We start from the raw sequence: 19379 nt of genomic DNA, 5'->3' as shown, positions 1-19379 counted from the left end.
CGGTACGCTGCGTTGACCGCGTTATTTCAGATCAGCCGTCACCTTGTCAGCCACATTCTTGGGTAACCAGGCCTGCCACACGTCCGGATGCGCTTTCATGAACGCGACCGCCGCCTCACGAGGCGCGGTGTGCTTGTCACTCATATCCGCCAGTGCCTTGTTCAGTGGCTCGATGGGAAAATCGACCTTGCTGAAGAATTCGGCAATTTGCGGGTTCTGCTTTTGAAACGGCGTAGACACGCCAATCGACAGCTTCGATGCCAGCGAGCGGGTTGGTTTCGGATTGGGATTATCGGCATCTGTCAGCGTCTTCCACGCCTCGGCATCGAACGGCGGCTCTTCCAGCTGCACCAGTTTGAATTTGCCAAGCAGCGGCGTCGGCGACCAGTAATAGAACAACACCGGTTTGCCGCGACGAATCGAAGAGCTGATCTCGGCATCCAGCGCAGCGCCGGAGCCGCTGCGGAAGTTGGTGTAGTCGTCCTGCAAGCCATACGCCGTGAGCTTCTGCTTGTTGACCACTTCCGAAGTCCAGCCGATCGGGCTGTTGAGGAAACGCCCTTTGCCCGGGCTTTCCGGGTCTTTGAACACGTCCTTGTATTTCTTCAGATCAGTGACACTGCGCAGATCCGGCGCCAGCGGCTTGATGCCTTTGGCCGGATCGCCCTTGATCACGTACTCCGGCACCCACCAGCCTTCAGTGGCGCCTTTTACCGTATCGCCCAGGCCGACCACTTTGCCCTCGGCTTCGGCCTTGACCCAGACCGGACTGCGCCCGGCCCACTCCTCGCCAATCACCTGGATGTCATTGTTGGCCAGCGCGGTCTCAAGGGTAATAGTGGTACCCGGCAAGGTATCGGTCGGCAAGCCGTAGCCTTTCTCGACGATCACCCGCAGCACCTCGGTGATCAGGCTGCCGCTTTCCCAGTTCAGGTCGGCAAAGTGGATCGGCGCCTGTGCCGCCTGCAGCGATTGCGCTGACGTCAGCAAACCAAAGGTGGCCACGCTGGCGGCCAGTAACCGTCGAAATCCGTTCATGCATCTCACCTCGTGCTGTTCACAGCAATGGCAGTTGGCCTGACAGAAACGCAAGCCTCTGAATGACTCAGTCAACTGACTTTAGCCGAGGTTCCTGCTTTTTCCGGGGTCTACCGTGCGCGAGGTTACGTTTAAGAGTTTTCCTGCAGGCTTTGCAGCTCACGCCTGACCATGCTGGCGTATGCCGCCGGTTGCAATGCATAGAGCTGCGACGCTACCCAACTCAGCCAGGCACCTTGCAGTTCGGCCTTGCGGGCGAACAAGCGCTGAGCGTCTTCGCGTGCGCTGTCGAGGTTTTGCGCATGGAAATCCGCGCGCTTCACTCGCTGGCCTTGAAGGTCACCAGCTCGCCCTTGCGCCATTTGGCGGCTTTGGCAGTGACGGCTTTGAGAGTTTTGGTCAAACCTTCCTGCAGCTGCTCATTGGCGGCGAACACGGTGACGACGCTATGGCCTTCCTTGAACAGGATCGCGTGCCCGTCGGCCGTGCTGACAAAGGCGTAATCGCCCAGGCCGTAGACCGTCAGTTTGATGTCGCGAAAACGAATGTCCATCTTGCCGCCTTCACGGCTGGGCAAAACTGACGCGATGAAATGGTCGCCAACCTTGAGTTTGAGTCCCGGTTTGTCATCGACTACCAATGCACTTTCGGTGTCGATTTCGGCGATGTAAATGCCTTCGGCGTTTTGCTCGGTGATGTAAACAAAACGTGATTGGAATTGCTTGACCAGCTTTGCACGCAAATCACCCAGCACGAACAAAGCATGCATATCGAGGTTACTGACTGCCAAAGAAACATCCCCACATTTGAAAAACCGCGCAGCGAAAAACGCCCACGGCAAAGAAACGGCCAGGCCGATGAAAACTGCAAAAACATTCAAACACCCGAAGCGAGCAAAGCACTCTTGAATCGCGAGGTTCGTAGACTACTGGATTGTCATTAGTGAAACCTGCTCTGAAATCGCCAAAGCTTGAAGAAAAACGCCTCAAGTGCGACTAGAGCAATTCTGACTACGAACTTCAGGGAAATTTCTCACGAAAAAAAGCACTTTTCCGACATATCGCTGGCGAAAAATTGCTTTAGATAAGCCCGGTCGTCAACAGGTACTGGCGATTCTAGAGCAGCGATGCTCATTACGACTACCCGCAACGGCCGTTAAATCCCGGCCGACTGATGAAAAGGACTTCATATGTGCACTTTGACTCATTTTGCCACGTCGGCTGACGCGCGAATCACTCCATCTCTGGCCATGCAGGTTACCGACCTCGATCACCTTCCGACATCTTCTAACAATCACCAAACTCCACATTTTCAGGTGGTGCCGGCGGGCATCGCTTTCTTTCATATCAAGGAAATATCCACCGGCCGTGTCAGAGGTTTCCGCGGCAATCACAACGAAGCCTGCGCCCTCGCCCGCTCGCTTGAATCAAAAATCGAACTCCGCGCCAGCGCCTGCCTCTGATAAGGGAGTGAACGAACAAGCCGTACCGGCACCAATTCAGGAGTAGATGATGGAACTGCCAACCGAGCATAACCTGACCACCCTTTTCGAACAGCTGGGCCTACCGGCCGATGAAGCGTCGATCAATAATTTTGTCGAAGCCCACCCTTTGAAATCTGATATCAAATTGATCGATGCCGATTTCTGGACGCCCCAACAGGCGCAATTACTCAAAGAGTGGCTGCGTGCTGACGGTGAGGAAGCGATAACTGTCGATGAGCTGAACGTGCGCCTGCATCGCGGTAAATAAGGGCGATCAGTGCAGGCTGTCGCCGGGCTCGATGTTCAGTTGTTCGAGCCAGGCAGCCTTGCACTCCTCCGCTTCATCGCGACTGGCGAAGGCTGTGCCGCGTCGCTCCCCGTTGAGCAAAACCACCCAGCACACACTGCGCCCCATCGCGCGTAAGCCGGCCGGAACGCCGCTGCCGATCATTACTGCCACATCCACCCTGCACTGCATGTGCCCTCCGAAATAATTAGCTACCTAACTAAGTCGTCAGATTAAAGCTTTCCTTCGGGAGGAAACAGCAACCGCCGTGCACAGATTCATTGCGTCAACGGTAACAATCTCAGCGTGGATTCTCCGGTTTGTAGCCCAGCCGCAATCCGCCCCAATGCCGGCCCTTGATCATGATCGGCACCGAAAGATCATGCATCAGCTCACCCGTATCGCGCGTGTAAGTCTGCAGCAAAACTGGTTGTTGATGGCTGCCGCAACGGATGCCCGTGCGGTCAGCGAATTTGCGTTTGGTGCGGTTATTTACCGTGTCGACCTGCACATCACCCGTCAACGGCTGGCTGAATGCCTGGTTATGCGTCGGTACATAACCCTGCTGCGTGCAGGCGATCGCGAAAACCAAACCTTCATGACGCGTTAACAGAGGCTCTTGAATCGCGGGCAAGACCTGATCTGTGTACTGATCAAACCTGGTTTGAAATTTGGCTGGTTCGGTGCCCGGAATCAGCTGGTAGCTGCGATCGAACAGGTCATCCAGACTGATCCGCCCCTGCTCGACATCCTCTTCGAAGCGCGCTGCGATCAGGCTCGCACCTTCGCGCGCCAGGTCATAAATGCGCTGGTGATAGTCGTCCAGACCGACTTCGGCCAAGCGTTCGCTTATGGTTTCCGCCTGCCCTTCCATCTGCACCGCTGCCTCGGCGAGGCGGCGGGTCTGCTGATCGCTGATCGCCAGATCGCTACGCATTTGCTCAATCGCGCTGAACAGCGCATCAAGCTGCTCGCGATTGGTTTGCGCGCCACGGGCGATTTCGCTGACCTGGGTTTCCACTCCGGCGGCAAGTCGCGCGATGTTTTCCAGATGCTGACCGGTGTGCTCGACTTGTTCGACGCCTGTGTGCAGATCGCTCGACAACTCGCGAATCTGCGCCACCACTTGCGCGGTGCGTTGCTGAATGTCAGCGACCATCTCACCGACCTCACCCGTGGCCGCCGCCGTACGCGCGGCCAGTCCGCGCACCTCGTCGGCGACCACAGCGAAACCGCGACCATGCTCACCGGCCCGGGCCGCTTCAATCGCAGCGTTCAACGCTAGCAGATTGGTCTGGCTGGCGATCGACTGAATCACCAGCGTCACCCGCTGAATGTCGTCGCTGCGCACACTCAGGGCCTCGATCAATTCGCGGCTGGCGTTGGCGCGCTGACTGAGTTGCTGCATGCGCGAAATCGAGTCGAGCAGTTCGCGGCGCCCAGCCGCGCTGCTGTGATGCGCTTGGCTGGCGGCATCCAGTGCGTCGCGACTGAGCTGGGAAGTCGCCTGCTCGGTGGCGATCATCACTTCGGCGTTGCTGACGATCTGCGCCGCCGCGTCGAGTTGCGATTCAAGTTTGCTGGCGAGCGCTTTGACCGAAAACGCCACGCCGGCGGCAGACAGTGCGTTGTGACTGGTGGTGTAGGAAAGATCGCGGGTCAGTGCGGACAATGCGCTCGCACTATCGACCGGGACAGCAACAGGAGCGCTGCGCGAACGCAGGCGCGGCAGCCAGACAATCAGTATCGCCAGCGGCATGCCGAGGTAGAGCGACCACTCGGCCATGGCCATGCCGGCCAGCAACAGCATCAGGGCGATGCTTTGCAGGGTCGGTGCGATCCAGCGGTTTTTCGGCAAAAGCACTGGTGCAGGCAGCGCCGCAACCAGAGATCCATCTCTCGTCATCTTGATCACCCCACGTTTGTTCTCATTGTTGTGACTGCATTAAACGCCACTACAACGCCATTATCCATGGTCCGTTAGTCGTGGGGTCTGTGGCAGGTCAAGGGAACGACGGGAGAATATCGCAGACGAGCAAAAACAAAGATCGCAGCCTCGCGCAACTCCGTGTAGAAGCTGCCGAAGGCTGCGATCTTTGCAGGCGCCCCCTATTCAAGGGGCCGCCATGGAATCAGGCCTGACGCTGGTGCTTGTCGATCTGCTCGTGACGCTCTTGAGCTTCGATGCAATATTTGGTGGTCGGGCTGATCAGCAGACGCTTCAGGCCAATGGCCTCGCCGCTGTCGTCGCACCAGCCAAAGCTGTCGTCCTTGATGCGCTCAAGAGCTTGTTCCAACTGCGGCAGCATGCGCTGGTCGCGATCGATCGCGTTGACCAGCCAAGTGCGCTCTTCTTCAACCGAAGCCGCGTCCGCCGGGTCAGCCGGGGTGTCCAGGCTTTCGATGGCGATACGGTTTTGCTCAATGCGCTCGTGGGTTTCGACTTTCATGTTCTGCAACAGCTCAGTGAAGAAAGCGTGTTGCTCTGCATTCATGTAGTCATCTGCCGGCATAGCCAGCAACTTGTCCTTTGTCATTGATATCTCTATAAAAAAACGTGCATTAAGGCGAATAAGGGAGCGTTTCGGCGAACCGTGTCGGCCGTCGAAAAGGCATCGTTTTATTGCAAACGCCACCCGGCACTCAATTTACGAGGGGCGGCAGTCTAAGGCCCGATCAAGGCCTCAGCAACTGTAAATACAGGGAATTTGTCCGACAGGACCAGGAAACTGCTCTGACACAGGCTTCACACGGCCATCGGAGTGCGTTTATAGCAAGAAATTCACTCCAGCGGCTGTATATAGAAGACAAACGGCTAACCATGCCGCCATCGACAGCGGAAATTATTCTCGCAAGGTGCATCGTTTCAGCCCGGCAGAGCCCGCGCAGCCCTTCTATGATCAGGCTTACCGCGTGATCAACCCGCCCGAAGGATGTCCTATGCCCCGCCCCGATCTGCCGGCCGCCGACGAACTTTCGCTCGCCAGCCCCCCGATCACTGCCGAGCGTCTGCTGCAAACGATTAGCGACGAATATGACGCCCTTCCGCGTCAGCTTAAACGTATCGCCAGTTACATCAGCCAGCAGAGCGAGCGAATCATGGTCGACCGCATCAGCGACATCGCTCGTGAATGCGAGGTGCATCCGTCCGCCATCGTGCGTTTTTCGCAGCGCTTCGGGTTCAGCGGCTTCAGCGAAATGCAGGCGCTGTTCCGCCAGGCCTGGACGCACAAGGCCACGCCGGCGCAGAACTATCAAAAACGCATCCGCAGCCTCATCGCCAACAAATCGCAGACCGCCAACAGCGGCGAGCTTGTCCGCGAGTGCATCGACGCAACGCTATCGGGCATCGAACGTTTGGGCCGCGAACTGGATGGGGCTGCGTTCGACAAAGCTGTCGATCTCATCGTCAATGCCGACGACATCTATGTGGTCGGGGTCCGCCGTTCGTTCGCCGTCGCCGATTATCTGGTTTACAACCTGCAGCACACCCAGAAACGCATTCATCTCGTCTCCGGCATCGGCGGCAGCTATCGCGAGCAAATGCGTAGCGTGCGCGCCAACGACCTGGTCATCGCCATCAGTTTTGTGCCCTACGCCAAGGAAACCCAGCACTGCCTGCGATTCGCACAACAGCAAGACGCCAATACCCTGATCATCACCGACAGCCCTCTGTCGCCACTGGCGAAACTTGCCAATAGCGTGTTGATGGTCAATGAAGGCAGTGCGCTGGCCTTTCGTTCGCTAAGCGCGACACTGTGTTTATGTCAGGCGCTGTTTGTGGCGGTGGCCTATCGGCTGGAACTGAATGTCGATGAGATTCACGAACAACCCGGATTCGACGACTGACAATTGTCTCAGGCTCGGCTAGGTTATGCGTTCCCACCGGTTCGACTTGAAGGAACGCGTCATGAAACTGATCGGCATGCTCGACTCTCCCTACGTGCGCCGCGTAGCAATCTCCGCCAAATGCCTGGGGATTGACCTCGAACACGAGTCGGTCTCGGTGTTCCGCCACTTCGAGCAATTCCAGCAGATCAACCCGGTGGTCAAAGCGCCCACGCTGATTCTCGACGACGGCGTGGTCCTGATGGACTCGACCCTCATCCTCGACTACCTCGAAGCCAGTTCCGGCAAGAGCCTGCTGCCCAGCGATCTCACACAACGCGCCCATGCCCTGCGTCTGATCGGCCTCAGCCTCGCCGCTTGCGAAAAAGCCGTGCAGCTGTATTACGAACGCAACTTGCGCCCGGCCGACATTCAGTATCAACCTTGGGTTGAACGCGTTGAAGGCCAACTCGCCGCCGCGTTTACCGCCCTGGAAAAAGAACTTGAGCACAGTGACTTGCCGGTCGACGGCTCCCTCTCCCAGACCGGCATAAGCCTGGCGGTTGCCTGGAGCTTCACCAACCTCGTCGTGCCCGATCAGGTCGACGCAACACGCTTTCCGCGTATCGCCGAATACACCGCCTACGCAGAAGGCACCGACGCGTTCATCAGCACACCGATGACCTGACCATGAGCACCACCGACACTGCCGCCCCGGCGCTAAAGGAAATCTTCAACGCCGAGCGCTTGCAGCACATCGCTGACGAAATGAGCGCGGTGTACCCGGCATTCAAGGCCAAGGCGTTTCTCAAACACGCCCAGGACGGACTCGCTGAATTATCAGTGATGCAACGCATGGCCCGCGTCGCCGAAAGCCTGTATGCCGTGTTGCCGCTGGACTACGAGGATTCCCTCGAAGTGCTGTTCGAACTCGCGCCACGGCTGAACAGCGGGTTCGTCAGCATGTGCCTGCCGCACTACGTCGCGAGCTATGGCGGGCACGCCTTCGATACCTCCATGGATGCCCTGAAATACTTCACCACTTTCGGCTCCTCCGAATTCGCCATCCGTTACTTTCTGCGCAGCGACCTCGGGCGCTCGCTGGAACGAATGCATGACTGGACCCGCGAAGAAAACCATCACGTCCGCCGACTAGCCAGCGAAGGCAGCCGCCCTCGCCTGCCGTGGTCCTTTCGGTTGGAAGCGGTACAAGCGGATCCGCTGCTGGCCGCCGGGATACTGAATCGGTTGAAGGCGGATGAGAGCTTGTACGTGCGCAAGTCCGTGGCGAATCATTTGAATGATGTGACGAAAGTGCATCCGGAGTGGGCGTTGGACACGATTGAAGGTTGGTCGCTGAACAACAAGCATACGGCCTGGATTGCCAAACATGCGCTGCGCAGCTTGATCAAACAGGGCAACGTGCGCGCGCTGACGGTGATTGGCGCAGGGGCGAAGGCTGAGGTTGAGTTGTTGGATGTGCGGGTTGAGCCGGCGGTGGTGAGGTTGGGGGAAGCGATTACTTTGTCGTTTACGGTGAAGTCCATGGTGGCGCACGAGCAAAGGCTGGTGATTGATTATGCGATTGAGTATGTGAAGGCGAATGGCGGGGTTTCGAGGAAGGTATTCAAGTTGAAGACGGTGGAATTGCCGGGGTTTGGGGTGGCGCTTGTGCAGCGCAGACAGGTCATCAAGGATTTCACGACACGCAAGCATTTTGCCGGCCGGCATGGAGTGCAGGTGATGATTAACGGAAAGGTGGTGGGTAGTGCAGGGTTTGAGGTTTTGATTTGAGAAATGAGTCATTGATTGGTCTTGAAGACCGGTCGCGAATCAGTGCACTGGCAGCCGTGCATCGATAATGAGCGCGGCAGCACAATGGACAAACTCCCGCCTCAGGAGTTACCAACTTCCGTATGGGACGCCGAATTAAGCCCTGAGGGAGCACCTGTTGTCACAAGCACTTTCAACAGCGTATGGCGACTCCACGGGCCGCAGTACTCAGGCACGTGCGCGATCAATCGGTATCCGCAGCGGGTGTACCAACGGGCGACGTCGTCATCCAGTGTTTCGATCAACGCATCTACGCATGCTCTTTCAACCGCTAATGCCTCAAGCTTGTGCAACACCTGAGTACCCAGTCTGGTTCCACGCCATTGCGCGTTGATCCACAGGTAATTGACAAACAGACGCCTGAATTCGGTTCTACCGGAAGCGCCGCCGATTAGTGCCCCGTTCTCCATCAGCGAACAGGCGATGGCCTCAGCTTGTCCGCCGCGAGCCTCGGACAAGGCTCGGCCATGCTGTAAGACGCCGTCACTGATGGCCTTCATGGTGTCCGGATTGATGTCGCGAACGGTAAGCCATTCCCTCATTGCTGCTCTCCATTGCTAAAAGTCCTTGGCGCTTTCAAGCAAAAGAGGAGCCAACCTGAGATCTTCCCAGCAACAACTCCTGCTCTGCCTCACACAACCCCACCACATAATCCCAGACTACCCGCAGCCGCACCGATTTGTGCAACTCCCGCCGCGTGCTGATCCAATAGCTGCGTTCGATGCTTTCATCCGGCAGCAGCGCCACCAGATCCGGGTCGGACGCGGCCATGTAACACGGCAGCACGGCGATGCCCAACCCCGAGCGCGCCGCTTCCTGCTGGGCGATGACGCTGGTGCTGTGAAAGACCACGCGCGGGCTGCGGCAGAAGCTGTTGAGGAACATCAGTTCCTGACTGAACAGCAGATCGTCGACGTAACCGATCCACGCATGTCGGCCCAGGTCTTCGCGGCTATGCAGCGGTGGCGCTTTGTCGAGGTAGGTCTGGCTGGCGTAAAGCGCGAGTCGATAGTCAGTGAGCTTGCGCGTGACCAGCATGTCGGCGGATGGCCGTTCGAGGTGGATGCTGATCTCCGCTTCACGGTTGAGGATGCTGACAAAGCGCGGCACTGCAACCAGTTCCACCTCCAATCCCGGATAACGCTCGAACAAGCCAATCATGCGACTGGCGAGAAACTTGATGCCAAGGCCTTCGGTGACGCCGACGCGGATCTTGCCCAGCGGCGCGGTGGACTGGGTGATTTCTTCCTGCGCCAGCAGCGCGACGTTTTCCATCGCCTCGGCGTGCTTTAGCAAGGCCTCCCCCGCCGGGGTCATTTCATAGCCTTGGGCGTGCTGGACGAACAGCGCAGTGCCGAGGCTTTTCTCGATCGATTCAATATGCCGCGCCACTGTCGCGTGGGTGGTGTTGAGCCGGCGCGCGGCAGTGAGCAAGCGGCCGCTGCGTTGCAGCTCGAGAAAAAAGCGCAGGTCGTTCCAGTCGAACATGGCGGGTCCTTGTCGGCTATCGTCGTTACACGCTGTTTGAAAACGCACAGCGGCTGCGCAAAAACTAACATTCTTTTAACGAAAGCTAACAACTAGAGTGTCCGACAATAAAAACAAAAAGCGAGGTCAGGGCATGCAGACGTCCCTGGATGAATTCGACTACATCGTGGTCGGCGCCGGCCCCGCCGGTTGCTTGCTGGCCAACCGGCTCTCTGCGGATCCACAGCAGCGGGTGTTGCTACTCGAAGCCGGCGGACGCGACAACTACGCCTGGATTCATATTCCTGTGGGTTACCTGTTCTGCATCGGTAATCCGCGCACCGACTGGTGCTTCAAAACCGAACAACAACCCGGCCTCAACGGCCGCGCGCTGAGTTATCCGCGCGGCAAGGTGCTGGGCGGCTGTTCGTCGATCAACGGCATGATCTATATGCGCGGCCAGGCCGGCGACTATGACGGCTGGGCGGCCGCTGGCAATCCGGGCTGGGCCTGGAAGGATGTGCTGCCGCTGTTCAAACAGAGCGAAAACCACTTTGCCGGCGGCGCCGAGTTTCATGGCGATCAGGGTGAATGGCGGGTCGAACAGCAGCGCCTGTCGTGGCCGATTCTGGATGCCTTTCGCAGCGCCGCCGAGCAAAGCGGCATCGCCAGCATCAATGACTTCAACCAGGGCGACAACGAGGGCTGCGGTTACTTTCAGGTCAACCAGAAAGCCGGGGTACGCTGGAACGCGGCCAAGGCCTTTTTGAAACCACTGCGCAGTCGGGCGAACCTGACTGTGCTGACCGGCGTCGAGGTTGATCGTGTGTTGCTGGAGAACGGCCGCGCGGCGAAAGTCAGCGCGCAGCATGAAGGTCAGATCAAACAGTTCAAGGCGCGCAAGGAGATTGTTTTGTGCGCCGGTTCAGTCGGCTCGCCGAGCATTCTGCAACGCTCCGGCATCGGTCCGCGGCCGCTGCTCGAACGCTTGGGCATCGGCGTGATTCATGAGCTGCCGGGGGTCGGCGGCAACCTGCAGGATCACCTGCAACTGCGCCTGATCTACAAGCTGGAAAACGCCCGCACCCTGAACCAGATCGCCGGCAGCGTGTGGGGCAAGATGGGCATGGGCCTGCGCTATCTGTATGACCGCAGCGGGCCGTTGTCGATGGCGCCGAGTCAGTTGGGCGCATTCGCCCGCTCCGGTCCCGAGCAAACCTCGGCGAACCTGCAATATCACGTGCAACCGCTGTCGCTGGAGCGCTTTGGTGAGCCGCTGCACAGCTTCCCGGCGTTCACCGCCTCGGTGTGCGACCTGCGCCCGCAGAGCCGTGGACGCATCGAGATTCGTTCGGCCGATCCGCAAGCGGCGCCGCTGATCCAGCCCAATTACCTCAGCCATCCAGAAGATCTGCGCGTCGCCGCCGATGCGATTCGCCTGACCCGGCGCATCGTCAGCGCCCCTGCCCTGCAAGCGTTCAAACCGGTCGAATACCTGCCCGGCGACAGCTTGCAAAGCGAAGAACAATTGCATGAAGCGGCGGCGAAGATCGGCACGACGATTTTCCATCCGGTCGGCACCTGCCGCATGGGCAATGACGGTGACGCGGTGGTCGATGCGCAATTGCGCGTGCATGGCGTGCCGGGTCTGCGCGTTGCCGATGCGTCGATCATGCCGCGCATCACCTCGGGCAACACCTGTTCGCCTACGCTGATGATTGCCGAGAAGGCGGCACAACTGATTTTGTCCAGACCTGTAGATATTTCCCCTGTGGGAGCGAGCCTGCTCGCGAATGCGGTAGCTCACTCAGCCTAGGAGTTGACTGGCAAAAAGCTTTCGCGAGCAGGCTCGCTCCCACAGAAATCATCACCAGACTCAGGCATCGCGCATTACCGGACACGCAACACCAGTGGAACAACAAAAACAATCACTGTGAGGGATACCGATATGTCAGAACACGTTCAGCCGCTGGACGCTGCGGGCAGCGCCGAGACCAGCAACGCCACGCAGAAAGTCATCTTCGCTTCATCACTCGGGACGGTGTTCGAGTGGTATGACTTCTTCCTCTACGGCGCCCTAGCGGCAGTGATCAGCAAGCAGTTTTTTGCCGGGGTCAATGACACCACGGCGTTCATCTTCGCGCTCATGGCGTTCGCCGCCGGCTTCATCGTACGGCCGTTCGGTGCGTTGGTATTCGGCCGTCTGGGTGACATGATCGGGCGCAAATACACCTTTCTGGCGACGATCATTCTGATGGGCGTGGCGACGTTCTGCGTCGGCCTGCTGCCGACCTACGCCAGCATCGGCATCGCCGCGCCGATCATTCTGGTGGTGCTGCGCATGCTTCAGGGCCTGGCGCTCGGTGGCGAATACGGCGGTGCTGCGACATACGTGGCCGAACATGCGCCTATCGGCAAACGTGGCTTCCACACCAGCTGGATTCAATCCACCGCGACCCTCGGCCTGTTGCTCTCGCTGCTGGTAGTGCTCGGTTGCCGCTACTTCACCGGCGACCAGTTTGAGGTGTGGGGCTGGCGCATTCCGTTCCTGCTGTCGATCGTCCTGTTGGGCATTTCCACCTGGATTCGCCTGAGCCTGCACGAGTCGCCGGCCTACCTGAAAATGAAGGAAGAAGGCAAAACCTCGAAGGCGCCGATCCGCGAATCCTTCGGCAAATGGGAAAACCTCAAAGTCGTGCTGATCGCCCTGTTCAGCATCAATGCCGGGCAAGCAGTGACCTTCTACGCCGCGCAGTTCTATGTGCTGTTCTTCCTCACCCAGTTCCTGAAAATGGACCCGGCGGTGGCCAACAGCCTGTTGATCATCAGCGTGGTGATCGGCGCGCCATTCTTCATCTTTTTCGGCTGGCTCTCGGACAAGGTCGGGCGCAAACCGGTGCTGATGCTCGGTCTGTTGCTGGCCACCGCGCTGTACTTCCCGATCTTCAAATCCCTGGCCCACTACGCCAACCCGGCGATCGATCAGGCCAGCCGTCAGGCACCGATCACCGTCCTTGCCGATCCCGCCACTTGCACCTTCCAGTTCGATCCGGTGGGCAAGGCCAAATTCGACAGCCCGTGCGACAAGGTCAAGACCTTCCTGGTCAAGCAAGGCCTGCCCTACTCCAGCGTCGCCGCGCCTGCGGGCAGCGCCGTGCAAGTGAGTGTCGGCGACGTGAAGCTGGATGGTTTCGATGAGGCGGCACTGCGCGGCGCGATCACCCTCGCCGGCTACCCGCAACAAGCCGATATGCAGCAGATCAACAAACCGATGATCGTCGCCTTGATCGTCGCGCTGATCATCATCTCGGCCATGTGCTACGGCCCGCTGGCCGCGTTGATGGTCGAACTGTTCCCGACCCGCATTCGCTACACCTCGATGTCGCTGCCCTATCACATCGGCAACGGCTGGTTCGGCGGCTTCTTGCCCACCGTGTCGTTTGCGCTGGTGGTGTACACCGGGGATATCTTCTACGGGCTGTGGTATCCGGTATTGATTACCGGGGTGAGCCTGGTGGTGGGGATGGTCTGTCTGCGTGAGACGAAGAATATCGATCTCGATAAAAACTGAAAAACCCGCTGACAACAATGGCGAGGGAAGCGATTCTCTCGCCATTTTTTGCTTCAGACGTCCGGTTTGATCACTTCGAATTTCACCTGGTCCGGATAAAACGCCACATAGTTGCGGATCGGTTCAACCGAGATCTTGGGTTTTTCGTAAGTCCACACCGCATTGGCGCCCTCATGCCCCGGCACTTGCAGGCTGAAGTAATTGGCGTCGCCCTTGTACGGGCAATAGCTGGTGTGGTCGGTGCGGGCGAAGTATTTTTCGTCGATGTCTTCGCGCGGGATGTAGTACACCGGCGGATAGTTGGCTTCGTTGAGGATCATCGCGTGAGAGGACGCGGCGACCTGGATGCCGTGGAACTTCACCAGCAGGCAGCCGGCAAGTTGTTCCAGGCTGATCACGGGACTGGGGCTTTTCATGAGGTTCTCCTGAGCACAGCGAAGAGACCGGTTCAGGTATAGCTGATGGTTGCGCAGCTCGACTGGATTACGGCCGAACGGCTAAACCTCCTGCAACGCTTTTATCTGTATATCCATACAGATAAAAGTTGCTCCCGCCGCGAACTCCCGCCATCCTGTGCCCTCTCCACACACCAACCAGCGATGGTAGCTATGCGGCTGTACCTCTGTGAAAAACCCTCTCAGGCCAAAGATATTGCGGCGGTGCTCGGCGCCAAGCGTCGCGGCGACGGCTGCTGGTTGGGGACGGACGTCACAGTGACCTGGTGCATCGGCCATTTGCTCGAAACCGCGCCGCCGGACGCCTACGACGCGCGCTACAAACGCTGGGTGCTGGCCGATCTGCCGATCATCCCGGACAAGTGGAAAATGACCGTCAAGCCGCGCACTGCCAGCCAGTACAAAGCGGTGAAGCGTCTGCTTGGCGAGGCCAGCGAACTGATCATCGCCACCGACGCCGACCGTGAGGGCGAGATGATCGCCCGGGAACTGGTCGAGCACTGCCGCTATCGCGGGCCGATCCGCCGCTTGTGGCTGTCGGCGCTGGACGAGGCATCGATTCGCAAGGCACTGGGCGCGCTGAAGCCCGGAGCAGAAACGTTCAGCCTGTATCACTCGGCGCTGGGCCGTTCGCGGGCGGACTGGTTGATCGGCATGAACATGAGCCGACTGTTCACCTTGCTGGGCCGTCAGTCGGGTTATCAGGGCGTGTTGCCGGTAGGACGAGTACAAACGCCCACCCTGCGACTGGTGGTCGACCGCGACCGCAGCATCGCCGATTTCGTCCCCGTACCGTTCTGGGCAATCGACGTGGATTTGCTGCACAACGGAACGGCGTTTACCGCGCAATGGCGCGCGCCGTCGGACATTTGTGATGATCAGGATCGCTGCCTTAATCAGCCGTTGGCGCAACAAGCGGCGGCGGCGATCAGCAGTGCTGACAGCGCACGGGTGATCAAGCTGAAGACCGAGCGCATGCGCGAAGTGGCGCCGCTGCCCTTCGATCTTGGCACCTTGCAGGAAGTCTGCTCGAAAAAGCTTGGCCTTGGCGCGCAGGAAACCCTCGACATCGCCCAGGCCCTTTACGAAACCTACAAAGTCATCACCTATCCGCGCAGTGATTGCGGCTTTCTGCCGTTGAGCCAACACAGTGAGGCGCCATCGATCCTCACAGCGTTGCGCCAGGCCGATCCGAGCCTTGAAGCCTTGCAGGGTTATCTCGAACCGCAAAGGCGCTCGCGGGCGTGGAATGACGCCAAGGTCAGCGCTCACCACGGCATCATTCCCACCATCGCCGCGAAGAACCTTGAACGCCTGAGCGGCAAGCATCGTGCGGTGTACACACTGATTCGCGCGCGCTACCTGGCGCAGTTCCTGCCCAATCACGAATACGATCGCACTCAAGCCGATTTCGATTGCAACGGGCAGGCCCTGCGCGCGGTGGGCAAGCAGATCATCGAAGCGGGCTGGAAGCGCGCATTGCCCGAAGCACTGGCCCCGGCCAGGGGCCGCGAAGCACCAGCACCGCAAACCTTGCCGACCCTCAGCCAAGGCGTCGAATGCGCTGTGTCGAAAGTGAATCTCAAGGATCTGTGGACGCAGCCACCAAAACCCTACACCGAAGGCGATCTGATCAAGGCGATGAAGAACGTCGCCAAACTGGTCGAGGATCCGCTGCTCAAACAGAAACTCAAGGACACCACCGGCATCGGCACCGAAGCCACCCGCGCGTCGATCATTCAGGGTTTGCTTGATCGCGGTTATCTGGTCAAGAACGGCAAGGCGCTGGCGGCGACACCTGCCGCGTTCAGCCTGATCGACGCAGTGCCTCGCGCGATCGCCGACCCTGGCACCACGGCGATCTGGGAACAGGCCCTGGACATGGTGCAGAGCGGCGAGATGAGTCTGGAAGAATTCGTGACCAAACAGGCCGCGTGGATGAGCAAGCAGGTCACCCGCTGCTCCGCCCTCAGCCTGACCATCAGCGGCCCGCCGCCTGCCGGCAAAGCCGCAGCGCCGTGGAAGAAAAAGCGTAAGTCGACGCCCAGCAAAACCGCCGGTACGCGCAAACGCACGGCGCGTCCGACGACTCGCTGAATCCCTCGCCGTTCCCTTCTCGACGTTGTTGAAACGGATCTTTTCTCATTCCAAAACAGCTTTGTCCGACAATATGTAGTGCTTGAAAATAATCACTACAAAACCGTTGACGGCGTCGTTTTGCTTTTGCATGATGAAGACGTTCCCCGATCGGGAGCACTGGTAACACGCTTGAGCAAACTCGTCTGACCGCCGAGTTGTTTTTTCCGGATACACGCTGCCCACAAGGCAGATTGAAGAAGCTGACCTGGCCTGAACGTCCAGTACAAGGACGAGAAGCGCTGGCGAAAATTCTCAAGACGCTTGTGGCCGACACTGGATTGTCGTCAAGGAGCCTCCCGGTTTTCGCTGCTTCTCCTCGTTGTGACGCTATTGCGTAGCAGTTATTCAACACGACTACATGCAACAGATGCACGACCCCGTACTTCACACGGGCGAACGCTGACGTCCTGGTTTCGGTGCCAGGGATCAACTAACCGATGGGCTACCTGTATTAGCGAATCAACTTTGAAAGATCACCAGACTGGTCAAGGGGCATAACAATGAATCTGAACAATCAACCCACCATCGAAGAACTGGCTCGTATGTTCGCGGCGCAGAAAGACAGCCACGACAGCCATATTCTCTGGATCAGCAAGTCGGGGCAGGTACACATTGACTGCCTGTCGCCTCACGCTGGCGAAGAAGAATTCGACCGCAACCACCAGAACCTGTTGGCCCGCCTGAAGATGTACCGCCGCGGCCACGGTTATGTCGGCAAGAAGGCTGCGGCCGACAAGGACTTCATTGGCAAAGTGCTGCAAACGCTGAAACAGGCGTGGGATTCGATGCAGAACAAAAATGAAGTTCGGGTGATTGATCGGTTTTATTGAGTTGTAGATTATTTGACTAAGGGCCTGCTTCCGATTGGGAGCAGGCCCTTTGTTGTTCTTTTGAGTTATGCGGCGTGAGTGCCCCCGTCGCCCCTCACCCCAGCCCTCTCCCGAGGGAGAGGGAGCCGACCGAGTTGCCTCAGCTCAACCGTAGACCTGAATGACCGTGGCGATTATGAGTCAACGAAGCTCGTTCAGGTCGGCGTAACTTGACCAAACACCTCGGTCAGTCCCCTCTCCCGCTGGGAGAGGGTTAGGGTGAGGGGCTTTTCATGCCGAGCACCAGTTCCACAAACGCCAACGCCGCCGCGCTGTGATAATTATTCCTGCGCCGCAACAACGCCGCTCCCCGCTGCGGCGCCTCCCCTTCAACACGCAAGCGGCGCAACGCGCGGTCTTCGCTGGCTATCGCCTCGGGCAGCATGGTCGCCAGCGGCGCATGCCGCACCACTTCCAGCAGCGTACTCACCGAATTCACCTCGATGCGCACCTGCGGCGTAATCCCCTGCTCACGGAAATACTCATCCACCGACAACCGCGTAATGAAGCCCGGCGCCAGCAAGGCGAAATCCAGTGATGCCAATTCCGCCGGCGTCAACACCGAAGGGCTGCCATAGAGCGGATGCCCAGGCCCGACCATGATCCCCAGCGTCTCGGTAAACGCCGGTAAGCATTCGATATCGGCATTGCGCACCGGGGTAAACGCGATCGCGACATCCAGCGAATCATCCGCCAGCCCGGCCTCGATGTCGTCCATCGACAATTCGAAGATTTCCAGATGAATCCCGGGAAACCGTGCCCTGTAATCACGCACCAACGGCCCGACCAGATACGCCATGAACGTCGGCGTCATCGCCAGGCGCAGGGTTCCGCGCGACAAATCCTTCACATCGTGCAAGGCGCGCTGTCCGGCCTCCAGCTCCACCAGCACGCGCCGTGCGCATTCAATGTATGCCGCGCCGGCATCGGTCGGTTTCACCGTGCGGGAGGTGCGATCGAACAGGCTGACGCCGAGGGTTTCTTCCAACTGCCGGATCTGCTGCGACAACGTCGGCTGCGATACATGCAGCGCTTCGGCGGCGCGGGTGAAGCCGCCGTGATCGGCAACGGCGAGCAGATAACGCAAATGTCGCAAAAGCATGGAAACACCATCTATAGGCAGGGCTTATGCGCAGCATTGTATATCGGTCTTGGACGCTATGAATCGACCGGCGCAACATTGCTTCCACACACAGCAAGCCAACCCCTGAAAGGAGTGACATCATGCAACAGTCCCACGCCTACAACGACAACAGCCTGGCCCTGACTACCCGCGTTCTCGACGCCAAGGCGAAAAAAGATCTGTCGTGGCAGGATCTTGCTGACGGCACCGGCCTCAGCCTTGCCTACGTCACCGCCGCCCTGCTCGGCCAGCATCCTTTGCCGGAAAACGCTGCTCAAGTGGTCGGCGACAAGCTTGACCTCAGCGCAGATGACGTCGCCGCTCTGCAGATCATTCCTTTGCGCGGCAGCCTCAGCGGCGTGCCGACCGATCCGACCATCTACCGTTTTTACGAAATGATCCAGATCTACGGCACCACGCTGAAAGCGCTGGTTCATGAACAGTTCGGTGACGGCATCATCAGTGCGATCAACTTCAAACTGGACATCAAGAAAGTCGAAGACCCGGAAGGCGGCTCCCGCGCCGTGGTGACCCTCGACGGCAAGTTCCTGCCGCTGCGTCCGTTCTGATGCGCCCGGCCCGCAACCTGCGTGCGGGCCATCTCATTTCTGCCAAGAGGACATGCCATGAAAGCCCTGATCGACGGCTTCCTGAAATTCCAGAATGAAGCCTTCCCGCAACGCAGCGAACTGTTCAAACATCTGGCCACGACTCAGCAACCCGGCACGCTGTTCATCACCTGTTCCGACAGCCGTGTGGTGCCTGAGCTGCTGACCCAGCAAGAGCCCGGCGAGCTGTTCGTGATCCGCAATGCCGGCAATATCGTGCCCTCCTACAGCCCGCATCCGGGCGGGGTGTCGGCGACGGTGGAATATGCGGTGGCAGTGCTGGGGGTGACCGATATCGTGATTTGCGGCCACTCCGATTGCGGCGCGATGACAGCGATTGCCCAGTGCAAATGCATGGATCACCTGCCCGCCGTCAGCGGCTGGTTGCAGCATGCCGAGTCGGCGAAGGTAATGAACGAAGCGCGCGCGCATGGCAGCGACGCGGCGAAATTGAGCTCGATGGTGCGCGAGAACGTGATTGCGCAACTGGCGAATATCCAGACCCACCCGAGTGTGCGCCTGGCCCAGGAGCAAGGCCGGTTGAATCTGCATGGCTGGGTTTACGACATCGAGACCGGTTCGATCGACGCACTCTCTTCTGATCGTCGTACCTTTGTGCCGCTGGCCGAGCAACCTGAGACTTGCGCGATCAGCGCGCAAGCCAGCCACGCTGCCTGAC

Annotated in this window: 21 protein-coding genes; 11 read left to right on the top strand and 10 right to left on the bottom strand. The window is 58.9% G+C overall.

The features are described from left to right. Positions 1–21: 21 nt before the first annotated feature. The 3 genes from ACZZ0K_RS08505 to ACZZ0K_RS08495 form a co-directional block, all read right to left on the bottom strand. Complete coding sequence (locus ACZZ0K_RS08505; RefSeq protein WP_252878435.1) at positions 22–1038, bottom strand: ABC transporter substrate-binding protein; 1017 nt, start codon at positions 1036–1038, stop codon at positions 22–24. Positions 1039–1169: 131 nt separating this feature from the next. Continuing rightward, positions 1170–1361, bottom strand: coding sequence for a hypothetical protein (locus ACZZ0K_RS08500; RefSeq protein ID WP_258706834.1), 192 nt, complete (start codon positions 1359–1361; stop codon positions 1170–1172). Next, complete coding sequence (locus tag ACZZ0K_RS08495; protein ID WP_039763128.1) at positions 1358–1828, bottom strand: hypothetical protein; 471 nt, start codon at positions 1826–1828, stop codon at positions 1358–1360. The genes ACZZ0K_RS08500 and ACZZ0K_RS08495 overlap by 4 nt, the downstream gene beginning before the upstream one ends. Before the next feature lie 459 nt (positions 1829–2287). Here ACZZ0K_RS08495 and ACZZ0K_RS08490 point away from each other — a divergent pair, with 459 nt between their 5' ends. Together ACZZ0K_RS08490 and ACZZ0K_RS08485 are read left to right on the top strand one after the other, a co-directional pair. After that, on the top strand, positions 2288–2500 hold the full coding sequence (locus tag ACZZ0K_RS08490; RefSeq protein WP_224789874.1) for a hypothetical protein: 213 nt from the start codon (positions 2288–2290) through the stop codon (positions 2498–2500). Between the two features lie 49 nt (positions 2501–2549). Then, complete coding sequence (locus ACZZ0K_RS08485; protein ID WP_252867780.1) at positions 2550–2789, top strand: DUF2789 family protein; 240 nt, start codon at positions 2550–2552, stop codon at positions 2787–2789. Positions 2790–2795: 6 nt separating this feature from the next. Here ACZZ0K_RS08485 and ACZZ0K_RS08480 read toward each other — a convergent pair whose 3' ends face one another. The 3 genes from ACZZ0K_RS08480 to ACZZ0K_RS08470 all read right to left on the bottom strand — a co-directional run bounded on the left by ACZZ0K_RS08480 (position 2796) and on the right by ACZZ0K_RS08470 (position 5344). Beyond that, positions 2796–2999: a hypothetical protein gene (locus tag ACZZ0K_RS08480; RefSeq protein ID WP_016775093.1), complete on the bottom strand. Its 204-nt coding sequence runs from the start codon at positions 2997–2999 to the stop codon at positions 2796–2798. A 109-nt stretch (positions 3000–3108) separates the two neighbouring features. Then, a complete protein-coding gene (locus ACZZ0K_RS08475; RefSeq protein ID WP_463559757.1) occupies positions 3109–4332 on the bottom strand; it encodes a methyl-accepting chemotaxis protein in 1224 nt (407 codons plus the stop codon). A gap of 607 nt (positions 4333–4939) precedes the next feature. Beyond that, positions 4940–5344: a TraR/DksA family transcriptional regulator gene (locus tag ACZZ0K_RS08470; protein ID WP_016775095.1), complete on the bottom strand. Its 405-nt coding sequence runs from the start codon at positions 5342–5344 to the stop codon at positions 4940–4942. Positions 5345–5747: 403 nt separating this feature from the next. Between ACZZ0K_RS08470 and ACZZ0K_RS08465 the strand changes: the two genes are divergently transcribed. The 3 genes from ACZZ0K_RS08465 (at position 5748) to ACZZ0K_RS08455 (ending at position 8429) form a co-directional block, all read left to right on the top strand. After that, positions 5748–6656: a MurR/RpiR family transcriptional regulator gene (locus tag ACZZ0K_RS08465; protein WP_323620361.1), complete on the top strand. Its 909-nt coding sequence runs from the start codon at positions 5748–5750 to the stop codon at positions 6654–6656. A 61-nt stretch (positions 6657–6717) separates the two neighbouring features. Continuing rightward, positions 6718–7323 (top strand): glutathione S-transferase, encoded by a 606-nt coding sequence (locus ACZZ0K_RS08460; RefSeq protein ID WP_258706837.1) that lies wholly within the window; start codon positions 6718–6720, stop codon positions 7321–7323. 2 nt (positions 7324–7325) lie between these two features. Beyond that, complete coding sequence (locus tag ACZZ0K_RS08455; protein ID WP_258706838.1) at positions 7326–8429, top strand: DNA alkylation repair protein; 1104 nt, start codon at positions 7326–7328, stop codon at positions 8427–8429. A gap of 101 nt (positions 8430–8530) precedes the next feature. Here ACZZ0K_RS08455 and ACZZ0K_RS08450 read toward each other — a convergent pair whose 3' ends face one another. After that, a complete protein-coding gene (locus tag ACZZ0K_RS08450; protein WP_323620364.1) occupies positions 8531–9010 on the bottom strand; it encodes a GNAT family N-acetyltransferase in 480 nt (159 codons plus the stop codon). Between the two features lie 34 nt (positions 9011–9044). After that, positions 9045–9956 (bottom strand): LysR family transcriptional regulator, encoded by a 912-nt coding sequence (locus ACZZ0K_RS08445; RefSeq protein WP_150635036.1) that lies wholly within the window; start codon positions 9954–9956, stop codon positions 9045–9047. Positions 9957–10089: 133 nt separating this feature from the next. Here ACZZ0K_RS08445 and ACZZ0K_RS08440 point away from each other — a divergent pair, with 133 nt between their 5' ends. Together ACZZ0K_RS08440 and ACZZ0K_RS08435 are read left to right on the top strand one after the other, a co-directional pair. Continuing rightward, entirely contained in the window at positions 10090–11751 is a 1662-nt protein-coding gene (locus ACZZ0K_RS08440; RefSeq protein ID WP_463559050.1) for a GMC family oxidoreductase, read from the top strand. Positions 11752–11883: 132 nt separating this feature from the next. After that, complete coding sequence (locus tag ACZZ0K_RS08435) at positions 11884–13506, top strand: MFS transporter (protein ID WP_252884387.1); 1623 nt, start codon at positions 11884–11886, stop codon at positions 13504–13506. A 53-nt stretch (positions 13507–13559) separates the two neighbouring features. Here ACZZ0K_RS08435 and ACZZ0K_RS08430 read toward each other — a convergent pair whose 3' ends face one another. Continuing rightward, on the bottom strand, positions 13560–13922 hold the full coding sequence (locus ACZZ0K_RS08430) for a DUF427 domain-containing protein (protein ID WP_258706840.1): 363 nt from the start codon (positions 13920–13922) through the stop codon (positions 13560–13562). Positions 13923–14114: 192 nt separating this feature from the next. Between ACZZ0K_RS08430 and ACZZ0K_RS08425 the strand changes: the two genes are divergently transcribed. Together ACZZ0K_RS08425 and ACZZ0K_RS08420 are read left to right on the top strand one after the other, a co-directional pair. Then, positions 14115–16058 carry a DNA topoisomerase III gene (locus ACZZ0K_RS08425; protein WP_258706841.1) on the top strand — a complete coding sequence of 648 codons (1944 nt, stop codon included), beginning with the start codon at positions 14115–14117 and terminating at the stop codon, positions 16056–16058. 542 nt (positions 16059–16600) lie between these two features. Then, the gene (locus ACZZ0K_RS08420; RefSeq protein WP_252876485.1) at positions 16601–16930 is read left to right on the top strand and encodes a hypothetical protein; all 330 of its coding nucleotides are present in this window, start codon (positions 16601–16603) and stop codon (positions 16928–16930) included. A gap of 253 nt (positions 16931–17183) precedes the next feature. On the opposite strand, the gene cynR is transcribed toward ACZZ0K_RS08420, so the two are convergent. Next, positions 17184–18071 (bottom strand): transcriptional regulator CynR, encoded by an 888-nt coding sequence (gene cynR / locus ACZZ0K_RS08415; protein ID WP_252876486.1) that lies wholly within the window; start codon positions 18069–18071, stop codon positions 17184–17186. Positions 18072–18193: 122 nt separating this feature from the next. Between cynR and cynS the strand changes: the two genes are divergently transcribed. Together cynS and ACZZ0K_RS08405 are read left to right on the top strand one after the other, a co-directional pair. Then, entirely contained in the window at positions 18194–18661 is a 468-nt protein-coding gene (gene cynS / locus ACZZ0K_RS08410) for a cyanase (protein ID WP_041480833.1), read from the top strand. Between the two features lie 57 nt (positions 18662–18718). After that, positions 18719–19378, top strand: coding sequence for a carbonic anhydrase (locus ACZZ0K_RS08405; protein ID WP_258706842.1), 660 nt, complete (start codon positions 18719–18721; stop codon positions 19376–19378). The last annotated feature ends 1 nt before the right edge of the window (position 19379 follow it).

The sequence above is a fragment of the Pseudomonas sp. AC255 genome, from assembly GCF_979258175.1.
The sequence above is the reverse complement of the archived record's forward strand: the minus strand, read 5'-3'. Positions and strand labels throughout refer to the sequence as shown.